The 17,988-nt window shown below is 48.0% G+C and carries 13 protein-coding genes and 1 tRNA gene; 4 read left to right on the top strand and 10 right to left on the bottom strand.

Annotated elements, in window-relative coordinates; all coding sequences use genetic code 11:
- Positions 1–547: 547 nt before the first annotated feature.
- Positions 548–2,218 (bottom strand): hypothetical protein, encoded by a 1,671-nt coding sequence (locus KDK18_RS14305; protein WP_257255609.1) that lies wholly within the window; start codon positions 2,216–2,218, stop codon positions 548–550.
- 197 nt (positions 2,219–2,415) lie between these two features.
- The gene (locus tag KDK18_RS14310) at positions 2,416–3,957 is read right to left on the bottom strand and encodes a hypothetical protein (RefSeq protein ID WP_257255610.1); all 1,542 of its coding nucleotides are present in this window, start codon (positions 3,955–3,957) and stop codon (positions 2,416–2,418) included.
- A 111-nt stretch (positions 3,958–4,068) separates the two neighbouring features.
- On the opposite strand from KDK18_RS14310, the gene KDK18_RS14315 reads away from it, so the two are divergent.
- Complete coding sequence (locus tag KDK18_RS14315; protein WP_257255611.1) at positions 4,069–4,323, top strand: hypothetical protein; 255 nt, start codon at positions 4,069–4,071, stop codon at positions 4,321–4,323.
- On the opposite strand, the gene KDK18_RS14320 is transcribed toward KDK18_RS14315, so the two are convergent.
- The 7 genes from KDK18_RS14320 to KDK18_RS14350 all read right to left on the bottom strand — a co-directional run bounded on the left by KDK18_RS14320 (position 4,304) and on the right by KDK18_RS14350 (position 13,037).
- A complete protein-coding gene (locus KDK18_RS14320) occupies positions 4,304–5,953 on the bottom strand; it encodes a hypothetical protein (RefSeq protein WP_257255612.1) in 1,650 nt (549 codons plus the stop codon). The two genes, KDK18_RS14315 and KDK18_RS14320, sit on opposite strands and share 20 nt — an antisense overlap.
- 155 nt (positions 5,954–6,108) lie before the next feature.
- Complete coding sequence (locus KDK18_RS14325; protein ID WP_257255613.1) at positions 6,109–7,155, bottom strand: hypothetical protein; 1,047 nt, start codon at positions 7,153–7,155, stop codon at positions 6,109–6,111.
- Positions 7,156–7,359: 204 nt separating this feature from the next.
- Positions 7,360–8,865 (bottom strand): peptide ABC transporter substrate-binding protein, encoded by a 1,506-nt coding sequence (locus KDK18_RS14330; RefSeq protein ID WP_257255614.1) that lies wholly within the window; start codon positions 8,863–8,865, stop codon positions 7,360–7,362.
- A gap of 400 nt (positions 8,866–9,265) precedes the next feature.
- Entirely contained in the window at positions 9,266–11,086 is a 1,821-nt protein-coding gene (locus tag KDK18_RS14335; protein ID WP_257255615.1) for a hypothetical protein, read from the bottom strand.
- Between the two features lie 21 nt (positions 11,087–11,107).
- Positions 11,108–11,269 (bottom strand): hypothetical protein, encoded by a 162-nt coding sequence (locus KDK18_RS14340; protein ID WP_257255616.1) that lies wholly within the window; start codon positions 11,267–11,269, stop codon positions 11,108–11,110.
- A 200-nt stretch (positions 11,270–11,469) separates the two neighbouring features.
- The gene (locus KDK18_RS14345) at positions 11,470–11,670 is read right to left on the bottom strand and encodes a DUF3955 domain-containing protein (protein WP_257255617.1); all 201 of its coding nucleotides are present in this window, start codon (positions 11,668–11,670) and stop codon (positions 11,470–11,472) included.
- A gap of 218 nt (positions 11,671–11,888) precedes the next feature.
- Positions 11,889–13,037 (bottom strand): pyridoxal phosphate-dependent aminotransferase, encoded by a 1,149-nt coding sequence (locus KDK18_RS14350; RefSeq protein ID WP_257255627.1) that lies wholly within the window; start codon positions 13,035–13,037, stop codon positions 11,889–11,891.
- A 406-nt stretch (positions 13,038–13,443) separates the two neighbouring features.
- On the opposite strand from KDK18_RS14350, the gene uvrB reads away from it, so the two are divergent.
- On the top strand, positions 13,444–15,450 hold the full coding sequence (gene uvrB, locus KDK18_RS14355) for an excinuclease ABC subunit UvrB (protein ID WP_257255618.1): 2,007 nt from the start codon (positions 13,444–13,446) through the stop codon (positions 15,448–15,450).
- A gap of 171 nt (positions 15,451–15,621) precedes the next feature.
- Here uvrB and KDK18_RS14360 read toward each other — a convergent pair whose 3' ends face one another.
- Positions 15,622–16,371, bottom strand: coding sequence for a hypothetical protein (locus KDK18_RS14360; protein WP_257255619.1), 750 nt, complete (start codon positions 16,369–16,371; stop codon positions 15,622–15,624).
- Between the two features lie 475 nt (positions 16,372–16,846).
- On the opposite strand from KDK18_RS14360, the gene KDK18_RS14365 reads away from it, so the two are divergent.
- A tRNA-Val gene (locus KDK18_RS14365) sits at positions 16,847–16,923 on the top strand.
- 398 nt (positions 16,924–17,321) lie between these two features.
- Positions 17,322–17,879, top strand: coding sequence for a SecY-interacting protein (syd, locus tag KDK18_RS14370; protein ID WP_257255621.1), 558 nt, complete (start codon positions 17,322–17,324; stop codon positions 17,877–17,879).
- Positions 17,880–17,988 lie beyond the last annotated feature (109 nt).

The raw sequence follows: 17,988 nt of genomic DNA on the forward strand, positions 1-17,988 counted from the left end.
GTTTTAGCAGCGGTTGTTTTAGCAGAGGTTGTTTTAGCAGCGGTTGTTTTAGCAGAGGTTGTTTTAGCAGAGGTTGTTTTAGCAGCGGTTGTTTGAGCAGAGGTTGTTTGAGCAGAGGTTGTTTGAGTCGCGTTCTGAGCTTCCAGATTCAGAGTCTGCAGGAGGAACAGAGGAGCGATTAACTGAGCTAAATAACCCTGCAACTTAATCATTTTCAGGACTCCCGGGCAAGTGTCGATAGGAAGCCTAGTCTATGTATTTATACCGATCCATTAATATCTTTAAAATATTTCAGGATAATCGTTGGTTACCTTTGTGGCAGCATCTTTAAACCGCAGAGGTGAGTTGAGGTTATCGATTTAACGTCAGGGCCAGAGCGGTCATAAAGAGTGATTGTGACACCCAGCAGTTGTCACGACCGTTGCATCTGCTGATGAATGGGAGACCGCTGCCACTCGCAGTGGAGTGATTGATGGCCGTCCTGGTATTTAAATGTAGGCTGAGGGTATTGATCACGCCCGGGTCTCCCGGGTAAAACAGCCCGGGTTCAATATTTATGAGACAACAATGTCGCCAGGGTGGTTATAACCCCCAAACCCGTCGTGACTGCGCTTGCGCCTGCTGATGAAGTGGGGGCTATACGGCTTCTGTTGTAAGTCGTGACGTCATCGTAAGTTTTGATGTTACTGTACGCCGCGAGGTCACTGTATGTGGTGACGGTATCGTAAATCGTGCTGATACTGGATGGCGTCTTGGTAATCGTAAAATTATAGGGTGCAGCGACCGCATGACAGACTTCTGAGTCAAACAAGAACTGGCCTTCGACGTTGAACAGTCCACTGCAAGCGGTGGCACTGGAGCCATTCATGGCCGTCCAGGTGTTCACGATCCGGCTGATTGGATAGGGATTGGGTGTTGACATGACAACGGTTGCGTTCGGGCTTGGCATAACAGCGGTTGAGTTTAGAGTTGGCATAACAGCGGTCGCGTCCGGAGTTGGCATGACAACGGATGAACTCATTAGTCTGTTGCACTCATCTTCCAGTGATGATGGATCAACAGCTTTAAACCTGAATTGTGGTTGAAGTTGCTGCCACGGACTCACTGCCTGCAGGTGATTACAAGCCAAGGCCAGTTCAAGGCGTGCACTGACGATTAGAGCTGTTGCTGTTACCTGAATCTGATTGCCTGCCAGATTAAAGAGAGGAGGCCTACCGCTATAGGCAGGACCTGAGAGAGCGAACCCGCCCCGTAGTGATTGCCCTGCAGCAACTAAATTGCGAAAGGTAATACCGTTATTGGAAATGTTGACCTTGTTTCCGAAGGCATCTAAACGGCTTCCGGGTCCAAGAATAAATTCACCTGCCTCTGCTATTTTTCCCAGGAATGTGTTCCCGATAACAGCAAGCCTCTGTGACAGGTTATGGATAAAAGGGAGGTTAATGTATATCCCTTTTTCAGGAATTGAGCTGCCTGCCCACGATGGAATAATGACACCTCCAAGCGTATTGTTGGCGAACCGCAAGCCCGGGCCCGGGTTCACGCTATTGGTATACAGTGGTGCTACGCAGTTAAGGTAAACCGCACTCACAAAAGGCACATAGAATACGTTGTCTTCTACAATCAGTCTCCGGTTAAAGCACTCTGCGGAGATGGTGACGTTAACTGAACTTTTGTACTTAGGTCCCGTAGGCAGGAAAGTAATGTGTCTTATATGACTGTCTCTTGTTTCTGAAAACTGGAAACTTTTATCGGATCCAACCTTGACCATAGTATGAATGACACGATCTTTGCGATTCGTGATGATGATATCAAAGCCGTCATCGGGAGCTCCAATAATGTCCTGACCGTCCTGCAAAACGATTGCACTACTAATAAAGTAGTTAATTGGGGTGTTACCCGACCCGGGGGGCTTGGGTGGAATCGTCGTGTGGGAAGAGAGCAGTATAACGGTGTTCTCTGGAATCCGTTCTATCAACTTATTTAAATTCTCTGTCGGGTCGGCACTGAAAACAACGCACTGTCGTCCGCGAACCAGATGTCTGTATTGTTTCAGCTGCCGCTCGACGCCAGCAGTCTGTCCTGTAAGAGAGTTGCATGATACCGGTTGAGGGGGAGAGGTGGTTGGAGGCCGAGTCGTCTGAGCTTGCAGGTTCAAAGCCTGGAACAGAAATACAGGCACGATTAATCTGGTTAAATGATGCAGTGGCTTGATCATTTTCCGGACTCCAAAGAATTCAAGATAGGAAGCCTGGACGCTGCCCTGGTACTTATCCATTAATATGATTGGGATGCATTGAGAGAATAGATGAATCCTTTCTGTCTATCCTTTCTTTAGTATTTTTGATCGTTCCCATGTTGTTACCTACAGAGCCTGAAAACATGGGAACAGGAGTCTGGCAAAGCTATTTTAAACTATTTAATGCACAACAGAGCCAGAGCGCTCAGCACAACCGTAGCAGCAATTAGTTCTTTGGCTCTCGATGATGAATAGGGGGCTGTATTGATATCAAAAGACTTTTTAGTATAGGGATGTGTACTGGAAGTAGAGTGCGGAGTGACTGTCTGGCAGTGGTCTTTTTCAAAGAAGAAAAGCCCTTCGAAGTTGACTAATCCAGTGCAGGCAGTATCCGAGGAATATTTTGTGCCAGTCCAGGTGTTGGCAAGCTGACTGCTTGTATAAGGAGTTGGTACGATAACGTTTGAACCCGGAACGTTTTGGCACTTTTCCATTATCTCTTCAAATGTTGCTGGTATTGATTTCAAGAGGAATTGTGGTTGGGGTTGCCACCACGAATTGAACCCCTGCAGGTGGTTACACGCCAGAACCAGTTCAAGCTGACCGTTGACAGTGACAGCTGTTGCTGTCACTCGAATCTGATTGCCAGCCAGATTAAAGAGAGGAGGTTTTGCATTGATATCGGTATGGCCTATTAGATCGAAACCACCTTTGCGAACCGCCGGGCGTCCTATTCTGCCGTAATTGGTAATGTCGACGGTGTTTTTGAAGATCTCCATACGAGATTCCGGACCAAGTCTGAAGACACCCGCTTCTGCCATTTTGCCCCGGAATGTGTTGCCCGCAACAACTAATCTCTTTTCCTGATGCCTGATGGCGGGCAGATTAATAGATATACCTTTCTCTGGAACAAGTGTTTTGGTCAAACTTTTGAAGCTCGTGCCTATGAGCGTGTTATTGGCGAACAGCAGGCCCGGACCGGGGCGCGTAGCATCGGAAGATGCATCGAGAGATTGCTTGCAATCAAAGTCAAGTGCGGCCTTGACAGGAAGATGAAATACATTTTCTTCTAAAATGAGTTTTCGGTTATAGCACTCTGAGAAAACAATGGAGTCGATTGAGAGGTGTTTATTCTCTCGAGTTGGCCGGAAGGTAATGTGTCTTATGTGGCTGTCTCTTGTTTCGCCAAACTGGAAGTTATCAGTGGTTCCTACCTTGATTAAATGTTTGTCTGTAAATCCTGGCCGATCCCTGATGACAATGTCAAAGCCGTCATCAGCAGCACCTATAATGACCTGCCCATCTTTCAAACGTATTTCACTGCCAATAAAGTATTCAACCGGGGTCTTGTCAGGTGCAGGGGAAATGGCTGGAGAAGGCGTTGTCACTGCAGGGTCAGTTTTGGAGGAGAGCAGTATCACGGTGTTTTCAGGAAGCCGGTTGATCAACTGATCTAAATCTTCCGTCGGGTTGGCACTGAGAACAAAGCACTGTCTTCCAGGAACAAGGTGACTGTACTGGAGTAGCCGCTGCTGAACCCCCCTCGTATGCCCTGCAAGAGAATTGCACGATACCGTTGGAGGAGCTGTTGTAGAGTGTGAGGTTGCGATTGCGATTGCGATTGGAGATTGAGCCGTCGTCCGGGCTTGTAAACTCAGAGCTTGTGACAGGAATAAAGGGATAATTAGCCGGGTTAGATAATGCTTTAAATTTATCATTTTCAGAACTTCCAAAAATTGTAGATTAGGAAGCCTAGACACTGTATTTATACTTATCCATCAATATCACTCGTTTTTTGCTCTGGGATCCTGAAATGCCTGGGATGATGTATGGGTTCCCAAGCTGGCGGCCTGTCGGACTTGAGCGTCCGACGAGGATTGCTGGAAATTTTTTATTTTATTGCAACCGCATGGCGCATGGATGCAGGAGCCAGAGCAACGCAGGAGCAGTGGCCGCGCAGGACAGCCTTAAGTCCGACAGGCTGCCAGAGTCCGAAAACCACAGGTTTGAATAAGTCTCCTTTGCATGGGAATGCATACTATCGAAGAGATGAATTCGTTCAGGTTATAGATTCAACAATATGAATAGACCAGCCATGACAGCCAAAGGGGTAGCGACTGAAGTTGAACCTGTTGACGGCGCGGGGATCTCTGTCGTGCTGTTAACAGGAGCAAGAGGCAGAGAAATTGTCTGGCAGACTTCTGATTCAAAGAAGAATTGGCCTTCGAAGTTGACCAGTCCGCTACAGGCAGTGGCGAGGGAGCTATTTATTGCCTTCCAGGTACTTGCAAAACGGCTGCCTGCATCCGGAGTTGACATGACAACCGTTGAATTTGGTGTGAGGGTTGACATAGCATGCGTTGGATTTGGAGTGAAGGTTGTCATGACAACCGTTGGATTTGATGTGTGTGTTGGCATAACAGCGGTTGAGCTCACACTGCCACTGCACACTTCCGCCGCTTTTCCCAAGGGTACCGGAAGTGCCTTCAGGACGAATTGTTTTTGGGGTTGCCACCAGGGATTAACTGCCTGCAGGTGGTTACAGGCAAAGGTCAGGCCGAGCTGTCCCCTGACGGTTATGGCGGTTCGTGTTACCTTGATCTGATTGCCAGCCAGGAAAAAAGCAGGTGGGACTCCTATGGACTCTGTCGGCCCTGCCAGAACGAAACCCCCTTTGCGAACAGAGTCGCGGGTGGTGTTGCCGGCATTGGAAATGTTGATAGTGTTTTTGAAAACATTGATACTGGACCCGGCCCCAATTTTGAACTCAGCCGCTTCTGCCATGTTGCCTTCGAAACTGTTCCCAATAATCGATATTCGCTCTGACTGGTTCACGATGGCAGGAAGATTAATAAATATCCCTTGATTGGGAATAAAATAGGGGAAAATTTTGTCGTCAATCGAGTTGTACCTTTCACCTATGACCCTGTTATTAGCGAATTCCATGCATGGACCCTTGGGCCGGTCCTTATCAGAGGCAACCGTAAATTCCTTGCAATCAAGAGTGACGGCGGCCTTAACAGGCAGATAGAATACGTTATCCTCTATAACCAGTTTCCGGTTGAAGCACTCTGCAAAAACAATGGAATCAATGGGGACGCGTTTATTATTTCGTGTTGGCTTGAAAGTAATGTGTCTTATATGGCTGTTTTTCGTTTCTTTTGGCTTGAATTGCTCAGTACTTCCGACCCTGAGTATATGCTTGTGTTGAAAATCTGGCCGATCCCTGATGACGATTTCAAAACCCTCATCAGCCGCTCCGATAATGTCCTGACCATTCTTCAAAACTATTACACTGTCAACAGAATACTCAACCGGAGTTTTAGCGGGTGCGGGGACAACGGATGAGGAAGGCATCACGACTGAAGAAGCCGCTGGGGATGGAGCAGGCGCCATAGATGAAGAGGGCGTCACTCCGGCAGAAGTCCCGGAGGAGAGCAAAATAACGGTGTTCTCAGGAGTTTGTTTTACCAACTCAGCCAAATCCTCTGCCGGGTCGGCACGGAGAATAACGCACCGTCGTCCTTTAACAAGTTTTCCATACTGGGTCAGCCGTTTCTGAACCCCTTCCGCCTGACCCGTAAGAGAGTCGCACAATGATGTCGGAAGGCTCGTTATAGAAGCGGTTGTCGGCGTCTGAGCCTCAACAATCAGAGCGTGTAACAGGAATACTGGGGCGATGAATCCGGCCAAAAAATGCTGCAGCTTGATCATGTTCTGGACTCCCGGCAAATGTCGATAGGAAGCCTAGACGCTGTATTTATACTTATCCATTAATCTGTATCAAGAAAAAAGACCGGTTTTCCTGTTTATCGCTTTTTCGATAGATTTGCCTGGGGTTAGCTCTGATTTTTCAGACGTTAAAAGGCTTACAGAGAGGCATTTTTAGCATAGTGCTCAATATGTTTTGTGAATTTGTCATGCCGATCCAGAAATGAACTATAGGCATGTTTGGCAGGAAGAGTGATGACTTCGCCAGTATGGGACAGACCACTGATAAACTTTCCTGCGAGAGTCACCGGGTCTTTGCTGATAGTGTAATGGGTGACTTTCTCATGAGCACTGGCCAGGTTTTCTCTGGAAATGTCCGATAAGGCTGCGCGACTGAGCTCCGCGCTTGAGAAGCAAACGGCTTCGACGGGGGGCTCCATGGAAAGCGCGGCGTAGCTTGCTTCTGCGCCCCCCTTGGAATGCCCGTTAAGTTTTAGAGAAAAAGGCTGGCCTTCAGGCGTTACAGGCATATTTTTCATAATATTGGCGGTCAGAGCTTTGGCTTGTTTATAACTGTCGGGGATGCCTGTTCCCAGGAGATTCTTGATATTGGCTTGCCATTGCTTGCCTGAAAACCGGATGTTTTTTCTGGAACGTTCGAGGAGCTCTCCTGCAGCGAGTCCGGATGTTGTACCGCCAAAGACCAGGCGGACTTCTTTAAGCTCAGGATTGGTAAGAACGTAAGCTGTGAGTCCTGTTTTCTTGTCATACAGGAATCCGGGTTCCTCGGTGCTTAAGGTCAATCCCGTCCCATCGGATATCTGTTTTGCTATCTCCTCAGAGGGTTGCCAGTGAGCAGCAAAATCCTCTTTTTCCGGTTTGTGAATCTCTCCGGCTGCACTGATTTTTTCCAGGGAACGGTGATAGGGGTAAGCGGCCAGCTGGGCATCAATGGCCATAGATCTGAGCGCTTTGGGATCTGTGGGAGGTTTGCTGTTGGTGGCCAGTTTTCTGATTTCCCGCTGTTCGAGTTTTTTATGGGGGGTGGTTTTCAAAGCCGCCTTTTGGGGAGAATATTTGCCCACAGACTTGGAAAGTTTGACTTTCCAGCGTCCAAACAGGCCGGTTTTCTGCGACTGTTCGAATTTTTTTTCAGAGACAGGGTTGAATTGAGGGGCTTGTGTTTCGAGTCTGGATCTATCCATGATGGCCTTATTCTCGTATCTGTTATGGAGCCTTTCATTACAAAGGCTATCGCAAAAGTGCTGCGCTTAACTGATACAGCGCAAGAAAGTGACTCAGCTCTGTTTGCTGCTGTGTCACCCTCTTAAGTCTGGAAAGCATAAGTAATCTCTCTCAGTATAGGGGGCGGATGAAAAGTCCGGAAACACTGCCCACTCCTCATCGGGTCAGTCAAGTATACGGTAAAGGTTCCAACTATGGACCCAGCCTTCAGGATTGGTGGAGTAGAAGCCACCAATATCAGGGTTGACGAGTGTTACCCGGGAAGGGTGGAGAACAGGGATCAGTGGTAATTCTTTGGCCAGAATGGCTTCAGCATTCTGATAGTTTGGTAAACGGGCCACAGCGGTTTTCTTGCTCGCAGCCAGTGAGAGTTCCCTGAGATAGGCTGGATCCCTGAAAGGGCCAAACAATTGACTTTCGGTCAGGGGGGTCAGGAAAGCCGTAGCATCATTGTAATCGGCTAACCATTCATACCATGCCAGTTCGAAGTCTCCTTTGGATATCCGCTCCAGGTAACTATCCCATTCTTCATTCTTACTGCTCAGGGAGGTGCCCAGTGTGCTGTTAATCTGATGGCAGATCTCTGGCAGAACATCCAGAGAGTTGTACCTGGGGCTGGATAATATAGTCAGCTTTATATCACTCCCTTTAATACCTGATTCTGCCAGTAACTTAATGGCTTGTTCGTTACGATCCGGGTTGTCCAACAGTTTTTTGCAGTTGGCTGGGTCTGGATTAAAGTCCCGTGTATGAGGAGGCACGAAACTGCAGGCTGGTGTGGTACGACTGTGAGGGAATATCTTTTTGACCAGTGTATCCCGGTCAATTGCCATCGATAGAGCCTGTCTTGCTTTTATGTTTTGCAGGGCTTTCACTTTGGGGCTGACTATCAGGCTGGCGGTGGATAGAACCTGGTCTTCAAACACAGACACAGGGTGCTTTTTCTTTAACTCCCCAATATGCAGCGCTGGCAACTGAGCCGTTACATCCAGTGAGTGGTTTTCAAATTCTTCTACCTGACGATGGACTGATGGAATAACCTGATAATTGATCTGTTTCAGGTCACTACTCAGATGACGGAAGTAATGGGGGTTGCTGATTAATTTAATACGGGTTTGCGGAATTACCTGATCAATCCGGAAGTGACCGTTGGTGACCGGAATGGTTGAGGCGTCGTCTTTGAGATTAATCTTATGGACAGGGAGAAAGCTGGGGAAGGTCATCAAGTCCAGAAAGTAAGGTGCAGGCTGATCCAGATCGATGATGAGTTTATTTTCGTATGCCCTGACCGCCAGTGCCTCGGGTTTGCCATTGAGAGCCTGTTCGGCTCCTGTAATTTTCGCGGCTTTCAAGTACCAGCGGTAGGTGGCTCGGCGTTCAGGGTCGGCCAGTGCCCTGAAGCTACGGACAAAGTCTTCAGCCGTGAGGGCACTGCCATCGGACCATTTCAGATTTTCCCTGATGATAAAGGTGTACCGGATGCCATCAGGATCGCGTTCAACATTGCTGGCAACGCCGGGCACGGGTTCACCGTTTTTGTTCTGTACCATTAAACCTTCAAAAACATCTTTGAGCACCTGGGCACCGGGAGAACCGCCGAAATAGTGAGGGTGCAGGGATTTAGGGCTAGCCAGCAGACCTCTTTCCAGAGGCTGAGACAGGCAAGGCATGGAAACACTGCAGGCCAACAGTAAGCAGGTCGGGGTACATTGAGCTTTTCGCAGCCAACTGCGGATTCTGAATCTAAAGAGCTTGGTAAAGGGCATTGAGGTGATCAGATCAAAAAACTACACGAGTCTTTTATATAGCTTATTCATATGGCTTCTGCCGAAAAAAAGTCAGAAAGACGCATGCAGTCTTCTATTCCTGAGGCTGCATTCGGCATCAGAACAAGGGCTTTTTTAGGGGGTATCCTGAACCAATGGCTGGACCTTATTATTACTACTTAGAAGGGTTAGATCAACGCTTACGGCCTTTAAACAGTTGGACTGAATGAGCTCAGGTCAAAAGTCAACAACATTGCCAAAGTGATCATGGATCAAGCTTTATGAAAAAGTGGCTGTCAGAGCGTTACTGATTCATTTTACCTTTCTCGGGGCAGAAGCCATTGTTCTGGCCCGCATCAACAGGCTTGCGTTTTCGATGCGTTCTTTTATGGTCCGACAGGGCTTGACCATTCCTGCAAAGCTTCCCGCAAGGGCGCGGCTGGCCATCCTCTGAGACCAGGGTCACGTCACAAACCCTTTGCCCGGTGTGGCATTTGCTTTTGTGAGCCGACAAAACTTTGCTATTCTTGCAGACCTTCCCGCATGGCCGCGGCTGGCCATCCTTTCCGGCTACGGTTGCGCCACAGGTTTGCTGCGCGGTGTGTTCTTTTCTTTTGTGATTTGACAGGGCTTGAACATTTTTGCAGACCTTTCCGCAAGGCCGTGGCTGACCATGCCCTGAGACTACGCTCACATCACAGACTCTTTGCTCAGTATGGTATTGGCTTTTGTGAGCCGATAGACATTGGACATTTTTGTAAACCTTTCCGCATGGTCGCCGCTGGCCATCCTTTCCGACCAGGATAACGTCACAGATTCTTTGCCCGGTATGGCATTGTCTTTTGTGAACCGATAGAGCTAAGGCACTCTTGTAGGCCTTTCCGCACGGCCGTGGCGGAACATGCACTCCGACCAGAATCACGTCGCAGACTCTTGGCCCGGTGTGGTATTGATTTTTGTGAGCCGACAAAGCTTTTATATTCTTAAAAATCTGCCCGCAGGTTTGCGCCCGGCCACCTTGTGAGACTATCTTCACCTCGCAGGTTTGTTGCCCGCTGTGGTATTGGTATTTATGAGTCGCCAGAGTTTGAGCATTCTTGAAGACTTTCCCGCACGGCTGCGGCTGACCATTCCCACCGACCACAGTCACTTTACAGGCTCGTTGTCCGCTGTGCTCTGTGGCTTGTATTGCGTCTGGCTGTGAAAGATGCGGCTGGCCCTGGCACAATCGGGTTGATTCGGTTGCTGTTTGTTGTGTTTCTGAATGGCTGAGTGTCAGGGAAGCTTCGATTTCTTCAAAAGGCTTCTCTGGGTCGAGCCATTCATCGATCTGTGCAAAATCATCAGAGGTGAACGAAAAATTCTCCGGTATTTCGATCTCATCCATGGCGGTATCATTTAAGTGGTTCTCGCTATTGGTCGGTGAGTCAAAATTCCATGGGGGCTGGATATCAGCAATATCAATCCCTATCTGTAAAGGTGAGATGGGTTGGGGGTGTGCAGCGATCTCAGGATCAATGGATGTTGCTCCTGATGGTCGGAACTGACAAACGCCATAACAGGGATGGACGAAACAATTTAAACCTAAAGTATGCGAGTGTCGTTGAGGGTCTCTGTTATCCCCGCCTGAGCCAGAACGCTCGAGACAGGTGAAAAAGCGTGTAGAATAGCAGGTTGTCCCCGGGGTTCCCTGGCAGGATGACCCTGAGGCCGGGTCTTGTGGTGGGTTATCTCCGGAAGCCGCCATCATAGTGGTGGTCACAAACGGGCAATCTCCCTTTGTCAGCATAAGCCAACTGACAAGGACAACTATTTCTATAGTTAGCCGTGAATAACATGAAAAAAGAACGGAGCTTAAATGGACATTTCTGGCTGTCAGAATCAGCTCGTAAGCAACCCGATTAACTCTGTAACTGCTAACCCTGTGTCGTTTGTCATCGGGCGGCAAACCTGATCCCGGCTCGATCATAAAACGTCCTGTCAATGGTTCGGCCTGACAAACGACAGACGACAACAGTAGAAACAGCAGCAACAGATGTTTGGCATAGAGTGGGTGTTTAATAATTCTATCCTTGCATTCTGGTTGACGGAGAGGAAGGATAGATGATGCCGGAGCAAACTTCATGAAAGAGTGGCTGCCAGATCGTTACTGATTCACTTTACCTTTCTTGGGGCTTAAGCCATTGTTCTGGTTCGCATCAGCAGGCTTGCGTTTTCGATGCGTTCTTTTATGGTCCGACAGGGCTTGAGTATTTTTGTAGACCTTTCTGTACGGCCGTGGCTGTCCATGCTCTCCGGCTTCGCTCATATTAAAAACTTTTTGCCCGCTTTGGTATTGGTTTTTGTGAGCTGAGAAAGTGTTTTTATTGACTCACCTGAATCCTTTTCCGGGTTGGCACGCAGAGCAGTGTGCTGTCGTCCGTTAACAAGGGTTTTAGAATGGTTCAGTCGCTGCTGAACTCCTATTGTCTGAACTGAAAATACCGACGGAGTTAAAATTTGGTTGGCTCATCTGGACCTGAAAAAGCTGATAGTTAGTACCACCAAAGCCAGTAGTTGAAAAATCCAGAATAAAGGTAGAAAGCCGAACGACTCGATTAATACTCCATCTTTATTGATGTATGCACCGATAGCATGGTATGCGACCAGACAGCCTATGCCGCATAAACTCAAAAGAATACTTAGCTTGTATTTGTGGAAAAAGTTCATCAAAACCTCAATGCTCTGGCTTTTGGGTGTTTAAGCGTCTGCTCAGAAAACTAACTCTGGCTATTGGATTTATTATCAAGACAGTACATCTACTCCTTAAGCATAGGGCCGTATGATTCAAAAGATGTGTTACGGTTGAGTTGAACAGGGTATCCCGTTCAACGCTGACCCACAGAGCCAGCATTCGAAATGAATGCTGGCAGGGGGAATGAGAAAGCTTAGCTTAGGGCAGCTTCCATTCGGTCAAGGGCTTTTTTCAGGGCTTCATCGCTGGTGGCATAGGAAAGACGCATACAGCCCTCCATGCCAAAGGCTGAACCCGGCACCAGGGCAACGCCTTTTTCCAGCAGCATTTCTGCCAGCTGGGTGTCTTTTTCAAGGCCCAGCTTCTGCATGGCTTCGCTGAAGTCAGGGAAGGTGTAAAATGTACCGTCACTTTCAATGGTGGTAACACCTGGCAGCTTCTTCAGACGACTTACGACATAGTCATGACGCTTTTTGAAAGAGACCAGCATCTCCTTTACGCACTCCTGAGAGCCGGCCAGAGCTTCAGTAGCGGCAGCCTGAGCAACAGAGCAGGGGTTGGAGGTGCTCTGGGACTGAATCTTTTTCATGTTCTTGATCAGCCAGGCGGGACCACCGGCATAACCAATACGCCATCCGGTCATGGAGTAAGCCTTGGAGACACCGTTCAGAACAATAGCTCTGTCGTACAGTTCCGGACAGGCCATCAGGATGTTACAGAATGGCTCATCGCTCCAGAGGATGTGCTCGTACATGTCATCGGTAGCCACCATAACATGAGGGTGCTTCAGCAAAACAGCGGCCAGACCTTCCAGCTCTTTACGGGTGTAGGCGGTACCGGAAGGGTTGGACGGGCTGTTCAGAACAACCAGTTTGGTTTTTGGGGTAATGGCTGCTTCAAGCAGCTCCGGAGTCAGTTTGAAACGGTTCTCCAGGCTGCCCTTGACGATCACCGGGACACCTTCAGCAATCGTCACCATATCCGGGTAGGAAACCCAGTAAGGGGCAGGGATAATGACCTCATCCCCTTTGTTGATCAGCGCCAGACAGAGATTGAAGAAGCTCTGTTTACCACCGGAGGAAACCAGAATCTGGTCTGGCGCGTATTCGTGACCATTGTCGCGCCTGAACTTGTTAATAATGGCCTGTTTCAGTTCTACAGTACCGTCAACGGCAGTGTACTTGGTTTTTCCTTCGTTAATAGCCTTGATCGCAGCTGCCTTGATGTGATCAGGAGTATCGAAGTCGGGTTCACCGGCACCCAGGCCAATAATGTCTTGACCGGCAGCGCGAAGTTCAGCGGCACGGGCAGTGACTGCCATGGTAGGTGATGGTTTGACCATCTGAACGCGGTGGGAAGGTTGACCAGTCACGATGTTCCTCGTTAATCGTTAGTGAACTACTCGCCCCTGAAGGGAGCGGGATTGCGCCTCAGTTTCGTTCAAACCCGTATGAAATCAGACAGGCTCCTGGCGCACTTCTAAGCCAGACCCCTGACTGACAATGATTCCGGTGTGAACTCTATAAGATTGACAAGCAGACTTGCCGGGGAATCATGCATCAGCAATGGGCATAATACACAAGCCCTCTTCACTGCGCCATCTGAAAACCGAAACTCTGTTTGTATTTTTGTGACGCGCCGTTTTTGCCTGCTTTTTCTGATTAAGTGCAGTGTTCTCAGGCTGCATTTAAGGTCCGGGGCTGTTTATAATCAACGATGGTTTTAAAAGCTTCTGCCAGTGGATACATATGGGAAAGTCATTCAAGGTATCATCAAAATTCCAGCCTTCCGGGGATCAGCCTGAAGCTATTGAAAAGCTGCTGGCGGGCATTCATTCGGGACTGGCCTGCCAGACGTTGCTCGGGGTGACCGGTTCAGGAAAAACCTTCACTATTGCCAATGTCATTGAAAAGCTGCAGAGACCCGCCATTATAATGGCCCATAACAAGACCCTGGCTGCGCAATTGTATGGCGAATTCAAGGAGTTTTTTCCCGACAATGCGGTTGAGTACTTTGTTTCCTACTACGACTACTATCAGCCTGAGGCGTACGTACCCAGCTCAGACACCTTTATCGAGAAAGATGCCTCGGTGAATGAGCACATAGAGCAGATGAGGCTTTCTGCCACCAAAGCGTTAATGGAGAGGGACGACGCGATTATTGTTGCGACGGTTTCAGCAATTTACGGTCTGGGTGATCCTAAGTCGTACTTGAAGATGATGCTGCATATCTCCCGGGGTGAAATAATTAACCAGCGGGAAGTTCTGCGCAGGCTGGCTGAGCTGCAGTACACTCGCAACGATACGGAATTGAAAAGGGCAACTTACCGGGTGCGCGGAGACGTCATTGATATCTTCCCGGCAGAATCTGAAAAAGAAGCCGTCAGGCTGGAGCTGTTTGATGAAGAGGTAGAAGAGATCAGTGTCTTTGATCCTCTGACCGGCGAAGTGCTCAGAAAACTGCCCAGGGTGACTATCTATCCCAAGACTCACTATGTGACACCACGGCAGACTATTCTCGAGGCCACAGAAACTATTAAAGAAGAATTGGTTGAACGTCTGGAAGTGCTCAGAAACAACAATAAACTGGTGGAGGCACAACGTCTGGAGCAAAGGGTTAAGTACGACGTGGAGATGATGCTGGAGCTGGGGTACTGCACCGGCATCGAAAACTATTCCCGCTATCTGTCCGGTACCCGGCCCGGCGAAGCACCTCCCACACTGTTTGATTATATTCCTGATAATGCCTTGTGTGTGATTGATGAATCACACGTCACAGTACCCCAGGTGGGTGGAATGTATAAAGGCGATCGCTCTCGTAAAGAGACGCTTGTAGAATATGGCTTCAGACTGCCTTCGGCGCTGGATAACCGACCCCTGAAATTTGAAGAGTGGGAGGGACGACGCCCGCAAACTATTTTTGTTTCTGCGACTCCCGGCCCATATGAAGCGGAACATCAGGGGCAGATAGTGGATCAGGTGGTTCGACCTACCGGGCTCGTTGATCCGGAGATTGAAGTTCGTCCTGCCACGACTCAGGTGGATGATTTGTTTACTGAGCTTAATAAAACAGTGGCTAAAGGCGACAGAGTCCTGGTGACCACCCTGACCAAGCGTATGGCGGAAGATTTAACCGATTACCTCCATGAAAACGGTGTTCGCTGCCGCTATCTGCACTCTGGAATTGATACTGTAGAGAGGGTTGAGATCATACGTGACCTGCGGATAGGTACTTTTGACGTGCTAGTGGGCATTAACCTGTTAAGGGAAGGTCTGGATATGCCGGAAGTATCTCTGGTGGCCATTCTCGATGCCGATAAGGAAGGCTTTCTCCGTTCCGACCGCTCCCTGATACAAACCATTGGTCGTGCAGCACGTAATGTCAACGGTAAGGCCATTCTTTATGCCGACAAAATAACGGGCTCAATGCAGCGGGCGATCGATGAAACCGAACGTCGTCGTAATAAACAGCTTGCCTACAACGAAGAGCATGGCATTACACCGAAGAGTGTCCATAAGTCGGTGTCGGATATTCTTGAGGGCGCAGTCATTCCCGGCAAGAAGAAAGGGCAACCCAGTCGTAAGGTGGCAGAACCAAAAGCGGATTATCACCCTGAACTGTCGGCTCAGGAACTGGCTAAAACGATCAAGACGCTGGAAGACAGGATGATGGAGCATGCCCGCAACCTGGAGTTTGAAGAAGCGGCAGCCGTCCGTGATCAGGTGGCCAAACTCAGGGATCGGGTATTGAAATGACTTTAGCCTTTAACGAAGCCTGTGAGAAAAACGAACAGCTTTAGCCCCAATACGCACTCAAACTAAAAGGCCGGGCAGCCTGATTATAGTTTTCGCACCAACAGGCCATCCCGGTCTTTGAAAGGATAACCAGACTGCCTGACAGAGACCGTGTAGGGGGATTGACCGATATTAATGGATAAAATTCTTAGAAAAAGCCTCAACATGACCCATCGCACCGGGCAGTTTGCAATGTTGGCCTGAAGCGGCCTGTAATTCAGCAATGAGCATCTCTCTACCATTATCTATAAATATTTCTTTTACCGGGAAGTTGGGGGTATTAAAGCTGGCCAGCAACGTTTTACCAACATAGACACTGAATCGTTTAGAAGGGCCTTTGACAGACCAGTGTAAATTAACTTTTCCATCAATAGCACTTGCAGCTTTGTTGACTGAGATGATGTTGTTGGTGCTTTTTTTCTTATTTGAAACCATAGCCTGAGTTATTTGAAAATATTGTGGCTGATTGAAAAGTGTCAACATTAAAGACTGCCCTGTATCAGGATCAAAGAAAGAAATCTTGATTTCATTGCTCCCACTTTTTATGCCAGAGCTGATAGTCAACAGCCCCGTCTCAGCATAAAATTCATTAGCAGTCAGACTTTTAGGTTTATCAACTGTAGAAATTATCTTGCCATTGCATGAGTTGCTTTTAATCTGTTGATGACGCTTTAATTTTCCATTAACCGATTTGCTTTTCGTCACTGTACTGCTAGTGCTCGTAAAGGTAGAAACTTCTATATGAATACCGCTTTTTCCAAATTTTTTTGTTATTTCTTCAAGGTCAAATGATTGTGCGTTACCGGTGCTGACACCGGAAGTAAAAACAAAAAGAAATAGAATGGCAGTTTTTAGATAAGATTTTTTATTAATTAATAACATTTTTTTCTCCTAATCAGTTTTTTTGGTATAAAAATATAACCTCTTCGAGTCACTCTGCCTGAGGCGTTGGCTTACGAAACGTCATTGATCTTGAGTGGTACAGATGTATCACTTATTAGATTTGAGTTGAAAAACAAGAAATAGTTCAAAATCCCAAATCAGAGAGCATTGATTAATCCTCAGTCCTTAAAAAAACTAATCGGTTCAGGATTCATCCAGAGTAGCCAAGCGCTTATATCTGCGCTGCTTTAACAGGGGAAACAGCTGTTCGTAATCTGTTGTCAGATATTCATCGGGACAACAATATGAACGTTTTTTGTACAGAGGATTGAGCGGATTTTAGCTATATACATGCTTTGCTTTGTATGTATTTTGATCATTTTCGGGTCCAGCCAGGCGTTTGATTTTCTATCAGATAAATCGGGCATCGGGGCTTGCATTTTTCAGCTGCGTTGATAACATACGCAGCAGCTTCAGGCGGTTAGCTCAGCTGGTTAGAGCGTTACGTTGACATCGTAAAGGTCGCTGGTTCGACTCCAGTACCGCCTACCATATAAGTGATTTCAATGAAAAAAGCCCACTTCTTACAGTGGGCTTTTTTTTTCCAAAAAATTAGTCATCCCCGTCCCCATGTTTCGGAGCCTGTTGTAAAACCCTGGTTCCTCTGCAGGGGATAATGTAGGAGGTCTTCATTCCCGCGAAGGAGGCTGTCGCAAAGGCGGGAGTCATTCAGCTTGAGTGATGCAGTTATACCTGCCGAGTACCCACTCTCCCTTTTATATCAAGATTCGTTATGAAATTGTTCCCTACAGAGCACTGGTTCCCACGCTTTTAAGCTCTGTGGTTCCCAGCGTGGGAACGAGTTGAGGCAAGGCAAAAGTTCAGCACGAACAGGCCGGAGGACGTTATACTCACCTTTCCGCTATTTTTTGTTGACTCAGGAAGTCCCTATGCCCAGCAGCCACACTGTCAAAGATGCCTTGATTGATTTTCAGCAGAAATTCAGGAACCGCTATCAGTTAGAGCATCAGTCGTTGCCTGTGATTGAACATGACAGTGACTGGCCCTCTCCCTGCGAAATGCAGGAGGTCATGGATGGAGCAGAAGTGGGCTGGCAGCCTGTGGAGTGCGAGCCGCAGCTGGATTTTGGCAATATTGAATCGGCAGTTGAGTTGGAGCTACATCCGGATCTGAAAGCCTATTACGGCAGCTTTTACTCGGCGAACCTGCCCGCCAGAACCGAAGAAGGGGGGCTGGAATTATTGTTTGCCTGGAGCTCCGGAGATTTTGAACGGTTGCAGGAAAATCTGCTGGGACACATCTGGATGAAACGCAAACTCCGTCAGCCTGTTACCCTGTTTTTTGCCGTCACCGATATGGAAGACATCAATCTTACCCTGAATAATGAAACCGGTGATATCTGGGCAGAAAAAGTCGGTAAGAAACCTCATCGCAAGTTAGCAAACACTATGGCTGAGTTTCTAAAAATGCTTGAACCTATTGTTTGAGGTATGCAAAAGAAGCCATCAAGTCACCATGCTTATGGAGTGGCTCTGAAGCGACGGTCCGAATGAATCTTGACTACCTTCGACGCGTCTCAGCCTCTAAATAACGGCC

This window comes from Endozoicomonas sp. SESOKO3 (genome assembly GCF_024606255.1).